Here is a 12,857-nt window from a genome sequence, read left to right as displayed (position 1 = left end):
CCCGGTCGGATGGTCCACGCTGTGCCGGTGCCGTCCGAGGTCGAGCAGCCCGTCGAGGAAGTCGTCCGTCAGCTGCGCGCGCTGGCCACCCCCGAGGGCGCCGCTGCACTGGCCCGGGCGCGCGCCCTGCTGGCCGACCGCACCGACGTCGTCGCGGCGCTGTCGCGGCTGCGCGCCGAGTTCGGCGCCGACCTGGGCGGGCCGGCCTGGGGCGTCGCCCGGCAGCGGGAGAAGGCCCGCGCCGCCTTCGGCCCCGACGCCGACCGGATGCTGTTCACCGGAGACACCCTCGAGCAGGCGGGCCGACCCGAGCTCGCCGACCGCCGGGCCGCCCGGCTGCTGGCCGGCGGGGCCACCACCGCCGTCGACCTCGGGTGCGCGGCCGGCACCGAGAGCCTCGCGCTGGCCCGGGCCGGCGCCGACGTCGTCGCCGTGGACCGGGACCCGGTCGCCCGCGAGCTGACCGCGCACAACGCCGCGGCCCTCGGGCTGGCGGTGCAGGTCCGCGACGCCGACGTCGTCGAGCTGGTGGCCGCCGCCCGCGACGGCCGGGTGGCCGGGTGCACGGCCGCCGTCCTGGACCCCGCCCGGCGCGCGGGGGGACGCCGCGTCCTGGACCCCGCGGGATGGTCCCCACCGTGGTCGACCGTGGTCGCGCTGCTCGACGCCGTGCCCTGCTGCGTGGTCAAGGTGGCACCGGGCCTGGACCACGACCGGGTGCCCGAGGGGGTCGAGGCCGAGTGGGTGTCGGTGGGCGGCTCGATCGTCGAGGCGCTGCTGTGGGGCCGTGGGGTGTCCACCACCTGGCGGCGCGCGACGGTCGTCCGGGCGGGTGCCGTGCACGAACTGTGCGCCGACGCCGACCCGGGCCGGGCACCGGTGGCGGCGCCGCGGGGGTGGCTGCACGAGCCCGACCCCGCGGTGATCCGCTCGGGCCTCGTGGCCACCGTCGCCGACCAGCTCGGCGCCACCCTGGTCGACGGGCAGATCGCCTACCTGACCTCCGACGCCCCCGCCGACTCCCCGTGGGTGACCTCCTACCGGATCACCGACGTGCTGCCGTTCTCGGTGAAGCGGTTGCGGGGGCTGCTGCGCGAGCGCGGCATCGGGCGGGTCGTGGTGAAGAGGCGCGGGTCGGCGGTCGAGCCCGAGGCCCTGGTCAAGCAGCTGCGCGGGAAGGGCGAGGGCCGGGCGGTCGTCGTCGTCACCCGGGTGGCCGACGTCCCCACCGTCCTGCTCTGCGAGCCGTGAGTGCGCAGCTGCGGTGGCGGTGCCGGCCAGGTCGCAGGGCCCCACGGCGTGCGGAGCACGACGTGGGGCGATCGGGTCCTCCTCCTAGCGCGAGACCACCGTGATCGGCAGCGAGCTGTCGGCGCCGAGGTCGGGGTCGCTGGGCGTGACGCCGGCCTCCACCAACCGGGACCCGAGCGCGGCCACCATGGCGCCGTTGTCGGTGCACAGCCGGCGGCTGGGGACCCGCAGCACGATGCCGGCGGCGTCGCAGCGCTCCTGGGCGACCGCGCGCAGCCGCGAGTTCGCCGCCACCCCCCCGCCGATCACCAGGTGGTCCACGCCGTGGTCGCGGCAGGCCCGCACGGCCTTCGCGGTGAGGACGTCGACCACGGCCTCCTGGAAGCTCGCCGCGACGTCGGGGACGCGCACGGGCACGCCGTCGCGCTGCTGAGCCTCCACCCACCGGGCGACGGCGGTCTTGAGCCCGGAGAAGGAGAAGTCGTAGGCCGCGTCGCGCGGGCCGGTGAGCCCGCGCGGGAAGGCGATGGCGCGCGGGTCGCCGGCGAGCGCCTCACGGTCGATCGGCGGGCCGCCCGGGAAGGGCAGGTCCAGCACGCGGGCGACCTTGTCGAAGGCCTCGCCGGCGGCGTCGTCGATGGTGCGGCCGAGCTCTTGCACGTCCTGGGAGAGGTCGGGCACCAGAAGGATCGAGCTGTGCCCGCCGGAGACGAGCATGGCGATGCTGGGCTCGGCCAGCCGGCCGTGCTCGAGCTCGTCGACCGCGACGTGCGCGGCCAGGTGGTTCACCCCGTACAGCGGGACGCCGAGCGCCAGCGCGTACGCCTTCGCCGCCGCCACCCCGACCAGCAGCGCCCCGGTGAGCCCTGGCCCGCTGGTCACCGCGACGGCGTCGACGTCGCCCGCGGTCACCCCGGCGTCGGCGAGCGCGCGGTGCACGGTCGGCACCATCGCCTCCAGGTGCGCCCGCGAGGCGATCTCGGGCACCACCCCGCCGAAGCGCTCGTGCTCGGCCATCGAGGTGGCGAGGGCGTCGGACAGCAGGGTCCGCCCACGCACCAGGCCGATGCCGGTCTCGTCGCAGCTGGTCTCGAACCCCAGCACGAGCGCCTGCCCCGTCGGGTCCTCAGCCACGCTTCATCACCACCGCGTCCTCGCCGCTGTTCGGGTAGTAGTTCGGCCGCACCCCGATGGGCACGAACCCGCGCCGGGCGTACAGCCCCTGGGTCGCCTCGTCGGATGCCCGCACCTCGAGCAGCACGACGGGGCAGCGCCGGTCGGCCTCGGCCAGCAGCGCGTCGAGCAGCCGCCCGCCGATGCCCCGGCCCTGCCGCGAGCCGGTGACGCCGATCGTGGCCACGTGGGCCTCGTCGGGGTAGGCGATCAGGCCGGCGTAGCCCACGACCTCGTCGTCCTCGACCGCGACGGTGTAGCTGCGGGTGTCGGTCATGCCGAGCTCCTCGACGTACATCGCCCGGGTCCAGGTGTCCGGGGCGAAGAGCTCCTCCTCCAGCCGCATGACGGCGGTGAGGTCCGCAGCGGTCATCGGCCGCAGCTCGATCACCGCGAGACCGGCTTGCGGGTGATGTTCGGGACGGCGTCGGGTCGGCGCAGGTAGAGCGGGGTCAGCGGGGCCGGGTCGCCGCCGGGGACGGCGCGCAGCAGGCCTGCGGTGGTGACCTCCGCGGCGGTCACCGGGCGGCCCAGGCGCTCGGCGAACCGGTCGTCGCCGACCACCGGCAGGTCGGGCAGGTCGAGGTCCTCGGGGCGTCCGACGTCGGGGCCGGTGAGCCGGTCGCCGTCGTAGGCGGCCCAGTAGACCTCCTTGCGCCGGGCGTCGGTGAGGACGACGCGGGGGCCCGTGCCGACGGCGTCCAGGGAGCACACCCCGTGCACGGGGGCGCCGACCACGTCGCCGAGGGCCGCGGCGGTCACGATGCCGACCCGCAGGCCGGTGTAGGGGCCTGGGCCCAGCCCGACCACGAACCGGCCGACGTCGCGCAGCGCCACGCCGGCCTCGGCCAGCACGGCGGTGACCGTGGGGGTGAGCAGCTCGGCGTGCCGGGTGCCCGACGGGACGGCGGCCTCGGTCAGCACGCGGTCGCCGTCGGCGACCCCGACCACGAGGGTCGGCGTCGCGGTGTCGATGGCCAAGGTGAGCACGACGGACCAGGTTAGCCGCGGCCGGTCAGGCGAGCGTGGACTCGTCGACGTCGGGCAGCTCCACCGGCCAGCGGTCGGGCTCCCCCGCCAGGGTCAGCAGCTGCTCCAGGCCCCCCGGGTAGACCGTCTCGTCGGTGCCGGCCAGCTCGGCGCGGGTCCACCACCGGTGGCCCAGGATCGTGCGCTGCTCGTCCTCGGTGTGGCCGGCGACCGAGACCTCGAACGCCGGCACGCGGACGACGTAGAACGCATCGCGCTGGTCGACCACCACGTCGCTGAACCCGTGCCGCACCCGCCGGCGGGCGATCGGCCCCTGCACCGCGGCCCGGTCGACGTCCAGGCCGGTCTCCTCGGCCAGCTCCCGCACGACGGCGGTCAGGTCGTCCTCGCCCTCGTCGATGCCGCCGCCGGGGGTCATCCACCAGGTGACCACGGGGTCCAGGCCCGCGTCGCTGTCGTGGAACAGCAGCACCCGGTCGGCGTCGTCGACCAGCAGCACCCGGACCGTGGAGCGCTGCCTGGTCGGCCGCAGCCGGGCGGTCCACGAGGGCCCGTGCGGCACCAGCGTCGCCGTCCGGACATCGTCGTCGTCGCGGGCCAGCTCGACCACCAGGTGCTCGTCGGCCAGCTGCTCGACCAGCCCGTGCCCCCACTCCACGACGGTCACCGACTCCTCGAGCGTCGCGTCGAGGTCGAGGTCGTCGACGTCGAGCAACGAGCCGAGCCGGTAGGCGTCGACGTGCACCAGCGGCAACCGCCCGCCGCGGTGCACCCGGGCCAGCACGAACGTCGGCGACGTGACCGGCCCGCGCACGCCCAGGCCGGCCCCGATGCCCTGGGTCAGGGCCGTCTTGCCCGCACCCAGCGGCCCGGACAGCACGACCAGGTCCCCGGCCCGCAGCAGCGCCGCCAGCTCGACGCCGAGGGCCCGGGTGTCCTCGACGGTGGTGAGCGTGCGCCTCATCGGGCGGCCGCCCGGCGGACCAGCTCGGTGATCGCGGCGGTCACCTCGTCGGGGTGCTCGAGCAGCACCAGGTGCCCCGAGTGCGGCACCACCCGGTAGCGCACGTCGCGCGCACCGGCGGCGGTCAGCTCGGCGACCAGCCGGTCGCTGTGCCCCTGCGGGATGAGCTTGTCCTCGTCGCCGGTGAGCACCAGCACCGGGACGTGCGCCAGCGGTTCGATGGCCGCCTCCGCGTCGAGCCCGACGATGGCCGGGTAGAACTCGGCGATGACCTCGACCGGGGTGCCCCCGATCATGGCGTCGACGTAGTCGACCAGCCGGGGGTCGACCTCATCGCCGGCGAACGACAGCGCCCTGGTGGCCCAGCTGACCACGTCGGCGGCCGAGCGGCGGATCCACTCCGCGAAGGTGGGACGGTGCCGCATGACGAAGCCGGCGACCGGGAACACCGCTGCGCGCACCCGGGTGAGCACCCCGGGCAGGCCGAGGTCGAGGTCCTCCAGCCCGCCGGCCGACGTGGACACCAGGCCCACCCCGACGACCCGCCCGCCGAACAGGTCGGGACGGCGGGCGGCCAGCTGCAGCACCGTCATGCCGCCCATCGAGTGCCCGACCAGCACCACCGGGCCGCGGGGCACGCAGGCGTCGAGCACGGACACGAGGTCCTCGGCCAGCTGGTCGACCGTGGAGTGCGCGGCGTCGCCGCGGGCCGAGGCGCCGTGGCCGCGCTGGTCGTAGAACACCAGGCGGGCCTGCGGCGCGTGGCCGTTGCCGGTGGCCACCGCACGGCCCAGGTCGCGCCGCTGGAAGGTCCACGACGCCATGGACAGCGTGTAGCCGTGCACCAGGACCACGGTGAGCGGGGCATCCGTGGGCCCGACCTCCTCGACGTGCAGCAGCACCCCGTCGGTGGCGTGCACCAGCGAGGTGCGGTCGGCCGGGCGCGACCCGGAGCCGAGGGGGTCGTCGGCCCGCTGCACCTCGGCCGGCAAATCGGTGACGTCGGTGGCCCGGCCACCCCGGCCACCCTTGCCCGCCCGGCCGCTCCGGCCGCCAGGGGCCTCGGGGACCTCAGGGGCGTCCGCGGGCGGCAGCGGTACGTCCCCGGGCACCGGACCCACCCGGTCGGCCCGGACCCGGGACGACGCCGCCCGGGTGGCGGCCACGCCGACGGCGGCGCCGGCGGCCGCCAGACCGAGCAGGCCGCCGACCAGCCCCACCGTGCGGGGCTGCGGCGGCTTCACGGGGCGACCCCCGCGCTGCCGCGGTAGGTGCGGGTGAACCGGCCACCGACCCGGGTGACCAGCTCGTAGTGGATGGTGTCGAGCACGTCGGCCCAGTCCTGCGCGGTGGGCTCGCCGGCGTCGCCGGGGCCCCACAGCACCACCTCGTCGCCGGGGGCCAGCTCGTCGTCGCCGAGGTCGAGCACGAACTGGTCCATGCAGACCCGGCCGGCGATCGTGCGCCGGGCACCGGCGACCAGCACCTGCGCCCGGTTGCCCGCCGCACGGGGCACGCCGTCGGCGTACCCGACCGGGACCAGTGCCAGGTTCGCCGCGGCCGCGGTGTGGTGGGTGTGGCCGTAGGAGACCCCGGTGCCGGCCGGCACGCGCTTGGTCAGCGCGACCCGGGCCCGCACCGTCATGGCCGGGCGCAGGCCGTGCACGGCCGGGTCGCCGCCGAGCGGGTCCAGGCCGTAGACGGCGACACCGGGCCGCACCTGGTCGTACCAGGTGTGCGGCAGCGCGACCGTGGCCGCGGAGTTCGCCAGGTGCCGGCGGGCCTCGGTGAGCCCGGCGCCGCGGGCCAGCGCGGTGGCCTCCTCGAACACCGCGACCTGGGTGCCGATGGTCGGGTGGGTGGGCTCGTCGGCGTACGCCAGGTGGCTCCACAGCCCGGTGACGACGACGTCGCCGTCGGCCTGCGCCCGCACGGCGGCCTCGACCAGCGCCGGCCAGTCGGCGACCGTGGCGCCCTCGCGGGACAGGCCGGTGTCGACGAACAGCTGCACGGCGGCGGTGCGCCCGGCGGCGCGCGCCGCGTCGACGACCTCGGCCAGTGCCCAGTCGGCGTTCACCGACAGCTCGACGTCGGCGGTGATGCCCGCGGCGTAGTCGGCGCCGGGCACGTGCTGCCAGGACAGCACCGGTGCGGTCACCCCGGCCGCCCGCAGCGCCAGGGCCTCCTCGAGCACGGTCACGCCGAGCGCGTCGGCGCCCCCGGCCAGGGCGGCCCGGGCGGCGGGGACCAGGCCGTGGCCGTAGCCGTCGGCCTTGACCACGGCCATGAGCGGCCGACCCACCCGCTCGCGCAGGGCAGCAGCGTTGGCGGCGATCACGTCGAGGTCGACGACGACCTCGGCCCGGTGCGGCACGGCACTGCTCGGCTGGGCCCGGTTCGGCTGGGTCACGCCCTCGAGTGTCCCAGCCCGCCCTGCACGCGGTGCACGGCGGCGGGCAGGTGCCGCACCAGGTCGGAGGCGATCAGCGGTCCGCCCGCGGCCGCCAGCTGGCCGGCGCGGCCGTGCAGGTGCGCCCCGGCGGCAGCTGCCTCAACGGCCGGCAGCCCGGTGGCCAGCAGGGCGCCGACCACCCCGCTGAGCACGTCGCCGGTGCCGGCGGTGGCCAGCCACGGGGTGCCGGTGCCGTTGACGAACGTCGTCCCGTCGGGGCCGGCCACGACGGTCGCGTCGCCCTTGAGCAGCACCACGGCCCCCAGGTCGGCCGCCGCGGACCGGGCGGCGCCGATGCGGTCACCGGCGAGGTCGAACCCGAGGCGGGTGAACTCGCGGTCGTGCGGGGTGAGCACGGTGGGGGCGCTCCGGTGGCGGACCAGGTCGAGGTCGTCGGCGAGGAGGGTCAGGCCGTCGGCGTCGACCAGCACGGGCAGGTCGAGGGCGAGCACCTCGGCCAGCACGTCGCGGGCCTCGTCGTCGGTGCCCCCGCCGGGCCCGACCACCCAGGCCTGCACCCGGCCGGCGTCGGCGGGCCGGCCGCTGCTCACGATCGCCTCGGGCCACGCCGCCCGCACGCCCTCGGCCGCGGTGCCGGCGTACCGGACCAGCCCGGGCCGGGTGCGCAGCGCGGCGCCGGTGCACAGCACGCCGGCACCGGGGTAGGTGGCCGAGCCCGCATGGATGCCGACCACGCCCTGGGAGTACTTGTCGTCACCGGCACCGGGGTCGGGCAGCAGCGCCGCGACGTCGCCGTCGGTGAGCTGCCGGGCGGCCGGCGGCCCGAGCTCGAGACCGAGGTCGACCAGGTGGACGACGCCGGCGTGCCCACGGCCCTCCCCCACGACCAGCCCGGGCTTGACCGCGCCGAAGGTCACGGTGTGCTGGGCGGGGAACGCCCCGTCCTCGACGACGCCGGTGTCGGCGTCGACGCCGCTGGGCACGTCGACGGCCACCAGCAGCCCGGGGCCGGCGACCGCGCGGCCCACGGCGTCGGCGGCGGCCGGCCGCAGCCCGCCCCGGCCACCGATCCCCGTGATGCCGTCGAGCACGAGGTCGGCCCGGTCGAGGCCGGCGGCGTCGGCTGCGGTCACCACCCGGGCCCCGGCCCGGCGCAGGGCGGCGAGGCCTGCGGGGTGGGCCCGGTCGGGGTCGAGCAGCAGCCCGGTCACCGCGGCCCCGCGCCGGGCCAGGGTCGCCCCGGCCCACAGCGCATCGCCCCCGTTGTCACCGGACCCCACCAGCAGCGTCACCCTCAGGCCGACGGCGCGACCGGCCAGCCGCAGGCACACCGTCGCGAGCCCCGTCGCCGCGCGCTGCATGAGCGCGCCCTCCGGGGTGCGGGCCAGGGCGACGGCCTCGGCCGCCCGCACCTGGTCGGCGGTGTGCAGGTCGGTCACGACGCGCTCTCGGCGATCACCACGGCCGAGGCGATGCCCCCGTCGTGGCTCAGCGACACGTGCCAGGAGGTGACCCCCAGCTGCGCGGCCCGGGCAGCCACGGTGCCGCGGACGGTGAGCAGGGGCCTGCCGTGGTCGCCGACGGTCACCTCGGCGTCGTGCCAGTGCAGGTCGCCGGGTGCACCCAGGGCCTTGGCGAGCGCCTCCTTGGCCGCGAACCGGGCGGCCAGCGACTCACCGGTGCGGGGCGCCCCCGACGGCGTGACCTGCTCCGTCGGGGTGAACAGCCGGTCGCGCAGGCCCGGCGTGCGGGTGAGCGAGGCGGCGAACCGCTCGACCGGGCACACGTCGATGCCGACCCCGACGATCACTCCACTGTGACGGACTTGGCCAGGTTGCGGGGCATGTCGACGTCCAGACCGCGGGTGTCGGCGATCTCGCAGGCCAGGATCTGCAGCGGCACCGTGGTGACCACCGGCGCCAGCAGCGTAGGCGTGCGCGGCACGCGGATCACGTGGTCGGCGTAGGGCAGCACCTCGTCGTCGCCCTCCTCGGCGATCACGATCGTGCGCGCCCCGCGGGCCCGGACCTCCTGGATGTTGGAGACGACCTTGCCGTGCAGCGACTCCCGCCCGTGCGGCGACGGTGCGACCACGATGACCGGCGTGCCCTGCCCGATGAGGGCGATCGAGCCGTGCTTGAGCTCGCCGGCGGCGAAGCCCTCGGCGTGGATGTAGGCCAGCTCCTTGAGCTTCAGCGCGCCCTCGAGGGCCACGGGGTAGCCCACGTGCCGGCCCAGGAACAGGATCGTCGACTCGGTGGCCAGCGACCGGCCCAGCTCGCGCACGGACTCCACGCCCGCGAGCACCTCGCGCACCTGGTCGGGCAGCTTGCGCAGCTCGGCGACCACGGCGGCGACCTCGTCCTCGTACTTCAGGCCGCGCACCTGGGCCAGGAACAGCCCGACCAGGTAGCAGGCCACGACCTGGGTCAGGAAGCCCTTGGTCGAGGCGACGGCCACCTCGGGTCCGGCCCGGGTGTAGAGGACGGCGTCGGACTCGCGCGGGATGGTCGAGCCGTTGGCGTTGCAGATGGCCAGCACGCGGGCCTGCTGCTCCTTGGCGTGCCGCAGCGCCATGAGGGTGTCCATCGTCTCGCCGGACTGACTGATGACGATGACCAGTGTGGAGCGGTCGAGCACCGGGTCGCGGTAGCGGAACTCGCTGGCCAGCTCGACCTCGACGGGGATGCGGGTCCAGTGCTCGACGGCGTACTTGGCGATGAGGCCGGCGTGGTAGGCGGTGCCGCAGGCGATGACGAAGATCTTGGTGATGCCGCGGAGGTCCTCGTCGGAGATGCGCACCTCGTCGAGCACGATCTCGCCCCGGTTGCCCAGCCGGCCGAGCAGGGTGTCGGCGACGGCCTGCGGCTGCTCGTCGATCTCCTTGAGCATGAACCAGGGGTAGCCGGCCTTGCCCGCCGCCTCGGCCTCCCAGTCGACGGTGTAGGCCGTGGGCTCGACGCGGTTGCCGGCGAAGTCGGTGACGGTGACGCCGCGCTCGCGGTGGATCTCGACGACCTGGTCCTGGCCCAGCTCGAGGGCGTTGCGCGTGTGCCCGATGAACGCCGCGACGTCGGAGCCCAGGAAGTACTCGCCGTCCCCGACCCCCGCGACCAGCGGGGAGTTGCGGCGCGAGGCGACGAGCGTGTCGGGCTCGTCGACGTGGCTGACCACGAGGGTGAAGGCGCCCTCCAGCCGGCGCGACACCTGGCGCATGGCCTCGGCCAACCGGCCCTCGCCTGCGGGCAGGGTCGGGTAGACCGCGGCCAGCAGGTGGGCCACGACCTCGGTGTCGGTCTCGGACGCGAACTCCACGCCGGTGGCCTCGAGCTCGGCGCGCAGCGCGGCGAAGTTCTCGATGATGCCGTTGTGGATGACCGCCACGGACCCGTCGGCGGACAGGTGCGGGTGCGCGTTGCGGTCGGTCGGCCCGCCGTGGGTCGCCCAGCGGGTGTGGCCGATGCCGATCGTCGAGGACGGGAGCGCCTTCTCGGCCAGCTCCTTCTCCAGGTTGGCGACCTTGCCGGCCTTCTTGGCCCAGGCCAGTTCCCCGTCGGCCAGCACGGCCACCCCGGCGGAGTCGTAGCCGCGGTACTCGAGCCGTCGCAGGCCCTCCAGCACCACGTCCAACGCGTTCTGAGGACCGACGTACCCCACGATGCCGCACATGGGCACCGAGGCTACCGGGGACGAGGGGGCGCCCGTCGGCACGCGGCGGTGGCCGTGCCCCTACGCGGCGAGCTGCGCGGAGCCCTCAGACCGACGCGACGACCTCGGCCAGCCGGTGGGCGACGGTGTCGGCCTGCTCCTGCGTGGGGGCCTCGACCATCACCCGCACGAGCTGCTCGGTGCCCGAGGGGCGCAGCAGCACCCGGCCGGTCTCGCCGAGCTCCTCCTCGACCGCGTTCACCGCGCGGGCGACGTCGTCGCTCTCGCTGACCGCGATGCGGTCGGCGACCGGCACGTTGACCAGAACCTGGGGCAGCCGGCGCACGACACCGGCGAGGTCGGCCAACGAGGAGCCGGTGGTGGCCATGCGCGCCATCAGCATGAGCCCTGTCAGCAGGCCGTCGCCGGTGGTGGCGTGGTCGAGGAACACCAGGTGCCCGCTCTGCTCGCCGCCCAGCGACAGCTCGCCGGTGCGCAGTGCCTCGAGCACGTAGCGGTCGCCGACGGCCGTGGTGGTCACGGCGATGCCGGCCTCGCGCATGGTGTGGTGGAAGCCCAGGTTGCTCATCACCGTGGCCACGACCGTGTCGCCGGTGAGCGCGCCGGTCTCGTGCAGCGCGAGCGCGCACACCGCGAGGATCGCGTCGCCGTCGACGACGTCGCCGGCGGCGGTGACGGCCAGGCAGCGGTCGGCGTCGCCGTCGTGGGCCAGGCCGAGGTCGGCGCCGGTCTCGCGGACGGCGGCCTGCACCGGCCCCAGGTGGGTGGAGCCGACGCCGTCGTTGATGTTCCAGCCGTCGGGCTCGGCGCCGATGACGTGCACGGTGGCCCCGGCGCGGCGGTAGACCTCGGGCGCCAGCGCACTGGCCGCCCCGTGCGCGCAGTCCACGACGACGGTGACCCCGGCGAGCGGGGCAGGCACGGCGGCCAGCAGGTGGTCGACGTAGCGGGCCCCGGCGTCCGGGAGGTCGAGCACCCGGCCGACGCCGGCCCCGGTGGGCCGGTGCGCGCCGGTGCCGGTGCCGGCGGTGACCGCCCGCTCGACGGCGGCCTCGACCACGTCGGGCAGCTTGTGCCCGCCGCGGGAGAAGAGCTTGATGCCGTTGTCGGGCATCGGGTTGTGGCTGGCCGACAGCATGACGCCCAGGTCGGCGTCCAGCGCGGCGGTGAGGTGGGCGACCGCCGGGGTGGGCAGCACCCCGACGCGCAGCACCTGCGCCCCGGCGCTGGTGAGGCCGGCGACGACCGCGGCCTCCAGCATCTCCCCGCTCGCGCGGGGGTCACGCCCGACGACCGCGACGGGACGCGAGGTCCCGTCGCGGTCGGCGAGCACACCGGCAGCCGCCCGGGCCACGGCCAGGGCGAGCTCCGGCGTGAGGTCGGCGTTGGCCAGACCCCGGACGCCGTCGGTGCCGAACAGGCGACCCACGGCCGACCCCGTCAGCGCTTGGAGTACTGGGGGGCCTTGCGGGCCTTCTTCAGGCCGTACTTCTTGCGCTCGATGACGCGCGGGTCGCGGGTCAGGAAGCCGGCGCGCTTGAGGGCCGGGCGGTCCTCGGGCTCGACCTCGATCAGCGCACGGGCGATGGCCAGGCGCAGGGCACCGGCCTGGCCCGAGACACCGCCGCCACCGAGGATGGCGACGACGTCGTACTGCTCGCCCTTCTCCAGGATGGTGAAGGGCTCACGGATGAGCTGCTGGTGGACCTTGTTCGGGAAGTATTCCTCGATGGTCCGGCCGTTGAGCTTGAACTGACCGGTGCCGGGGAGCAGGCGCACCCGGACGATGGCCTCCTTGCGGCGACCGACGGTCTGGATCGGGCGGCCGTCGGCGTCGGTCACGGTCTGGGGCGCCGTCATCGGGGAGGTCACTGGGACACCTGCTTGATCTCGAAGGTCTGGGGCTGCTGGGCGGCGTGCGGGTGCTCGGGCCCGGCGTACACCTTGAGCTTGGAGAGCATCTGCCGGCCCAGGGAGTTGTGCGGCAGCATCCCCTTGACGGCCCGCTCGATCACGCGGTCGGGGCGGGTCTGGATCTCGTCGCCGACGTTGATCGCCGTGAGACCGCCCGGGAAGCCCGAGTGGCGGTAGGCGGTCTTGGCGTCGCGCTTGGAGCCGGTGAGGGCCACCTTGCCCGCGTTGATGACGACGACGAAGTCGCCGGCGTCGATGTGCGGGGCGAACTGCGGCTTGTGCTTGCCGCGCAGGAGCTGCGCGGTCTGGCTGGCCAGTCGACCGAGCACCACGTCGGTGGCGTCGATGACGTGCCAGGCCCGGGTGATGTCACCGGGCTTGGGGGTGTAGGTGCGCACGGGGGCCCACTTCCTCGTCGTCGGGATGGCTGGTGGTTCGCCCCACCGAGCACGGGGGACGGAACGCGCACGTGCGAGCACCAGC

At 75.8% G+C, this 12,857-nt stretch carries 13 protein-coding genes; 1 reads left to right on the top strand and 12 read right to left on the bottom strand.

The window, feature by feature from the left end; genetic code table 11:
• The first annotated feature begins 27 nt into the window (after positions 1-27).
• Positions 28-1,251 carry a class I SAM-dependent methyltransferase gene (locus BLP29_RS09260; RefSeq protein WP_092803269.1) on the top strand — a complete coding sequence of 408 codons (1,224 nt, stop codon included), beginning with the start codon at positions 28-30 and terminating at the stop codon, positions 1,249-1,251.
• An 84-nt stretch (positions 1,252-1,335) separates the two neighbouring features.
• On the opposite strand, the gene tsaD is transcribed toward BLP29_RS09260, so the two are convergent.
• The 12 genes from tsaD to rplM form a co-directional block, all read right to left on the bottom strand.
• The gene (gene tsaD / locus BLP29_RS09255; protein ID WP_092802690.1) at positions 1,336-2,385 is read right to left on the bottom strand and encodes a tRNA (adenosine(37)-N6)-threonylcarbamoyltransferase complex transferase subunit TsaD; all 1,050 of its coding nucleotides are present in this window, start codon (positions 2,383-2,385) and stop codon (positions 1,336-1,338) included.
• A complete protein-coding gene (gene rimI, locus BLP29_RS09250) occupies positions 2,378-2,797 on the bottom strand; it encodes a ribosomal protein S18-alanine N-acetyltransferase (protein WP_092803266.1) in 420 nt (139 codons plus the stop codon). The genes tsaD and rimI overlap by 8 nt, the downstream gene beginning before the upstream one ends.
• Positions 2,798-2,811: 14 nt before the next feature.
• Complete coding sequence (gene tsaB / locus BLP29_RS09245; protein WP_092802689.1) at positions 2,812-3,414, bottom strand: tRNA (adenosine(37)-N6)-threonylcarbamoyltransferase complex dimerization subunit type 1 TsaB; 603 nt, start codon at positions 3,412-3,414, stop codon at positions 2,812-2,814.
• Positions 3,415-3,439: 25 nt separating this feature from the next.
• Positions 3,440-4,378, bottom strand: a complete 939-nt coding sequence (tsaE, locus tag BLP29_RS09240; RefSeq protein ID WP_092802688.1) for a tRNA (adenosine(37)-N6)-threonylcarbamoyltransferase complex ATPase subunit type 1 TsaE — start codon at positions 4,376-4,378, stop codon at positions 3,440-3,442.
• Positions 4,375-5,622, bottom strand: coding sequence for an alpha/beta fold hydrolase (locus BLP29_RS09235; RefSeq protein WP_092802687.1), 1,248 nt, complete (start codon positions 5,620-5,622; stop codon positions 4,375-4,377). The genes tsaE and BLP29_RS09235 overlap by 4 nt, the downstream gene beginning before the upstream one ends.
• Complete coding sequence (gene alr / locus BLP29_RS09230; protein WP_092802686.1) at positions 5,619-6,788, bottom strand: alanine racemase; 1,170 nt, start codon at positions 6,786-6,788, stop codon at positions 5,619-5,621. The genes BLP29_RS09235 and alr overlap by 4 nt, the downstream gene beginning before the upstream one ends.
• Positions 6,785-8,230 (bottom strand): NAD(P)H-hydrate dehydratase, encoded by a 1,446-nt coding sequence (locus BLP29_RS09225; RefSeq protein WP_092802684.1) that lies wholly within the window; start codon positions 8,228-8,230, stop codon positions 6,785-6,787. Before BLP29_RS09225 ends, alr begins: the two co-directional genes overlap by 4 nt.
• Positions 8,227-8,601, bottom strand: coding sequence for a holo-ACP synthase (locus BLP29_RS09220; RefSeq protein WP_092802681.1), 375 nt, complete (start codon positions 8,599-8,601; stop codon positions 8,227-8,229). The genes BLP29_RS09225 and BLP29_RS09220 overlap by 4 nt, the downstream gene beginning before the upstream one ends.
• A complete protein-coding gene (glmS, locus tag BLP29_RS09215; protein ID WP_092802677.1) occupies positions 8,598-10,460 on the bottom strand; it encodes a glutamine--fructose-6-phosphate transaminase (isomerizing) in 1,863 nt (620 codons plus the stop codon). The genes BLP29_RS09220 and glmS overlap by 4 nt, the downstream gene beginning before the upstream one ends.
• 85 nt (positions 10,461-10,545) lie before the next feature.
• The gene (gene glmM / locus BLP29_RS09210) at positions 10,546-11,889 is read right to left on the bottom strand and encodes a phosphoglucosamine mutase (RefSeq protein WP_092802674.1); all 1,344 of its coding nucleotides are present in this window, start codon (positions 11,887-11,889) and stop codon (positions 10,546-10,548) included.
• Positions 11,890-11,900: 11 nt separating this feature from the next.
• Entirely contained in the window at positions 11,901-12,332 is a 432-nt protein-coding gene (gene rpsI / locus BLP29_RS09205) for a 30S ribosomal protein S9 (protein WP_481268990.1), read from the bottom strand.
• Entirely contained in the window at positions 12,329-12,772 is a 444-nt protein-coding gene (rplM, locus tag BLP29_RS09200; protein WP_092802671.1) for a 50S ribosomal protein L13, read from the bottom strand. The genes rpsI and rplM overlap by 4 nt, the downstream gene beginning before the upstream one ends.
• Positions 12,773-12,857: the final 85 nt, after the last annotated feature.

It is taken from the genome of Klenkia marina, assembly GCF_900101025.1.
In the GTDB taxonomy this organism is placed as follows: domain Bacteria; phylum Actinomycetota; class Actinomycetes; order Mycobacteriales; family Geodermatophilaceae; genus Klenkia; species Klenkia marina.
Note: the sequence above shows the minus strand (reverse complement) of the source record. Positions and strands in the feature narration are given on the sequence as shown.

Coding starts and splice junctions, on each gene's coding strand:
- rimI (WP_092803266.1), bottom strand. CDS start 2,797: ATGACCGCTGCGGACCTCACCGCCGTCATGCGGCTGGAGGAGGAGCTC.
- tsaE (WP_092802688.1), bottom strand. CDS start 4,378: ATGAGGCGCACGCTCACCACCGTCGAGGACACCCGGGCCCTCGGCGTC.
- glmS (WP_092802677.1), bottom strand. CDS start 10,460: ATGTGCGGCATCGTGGGGTACGTCGGTCCTCAGAACGCGTTGGACGTG.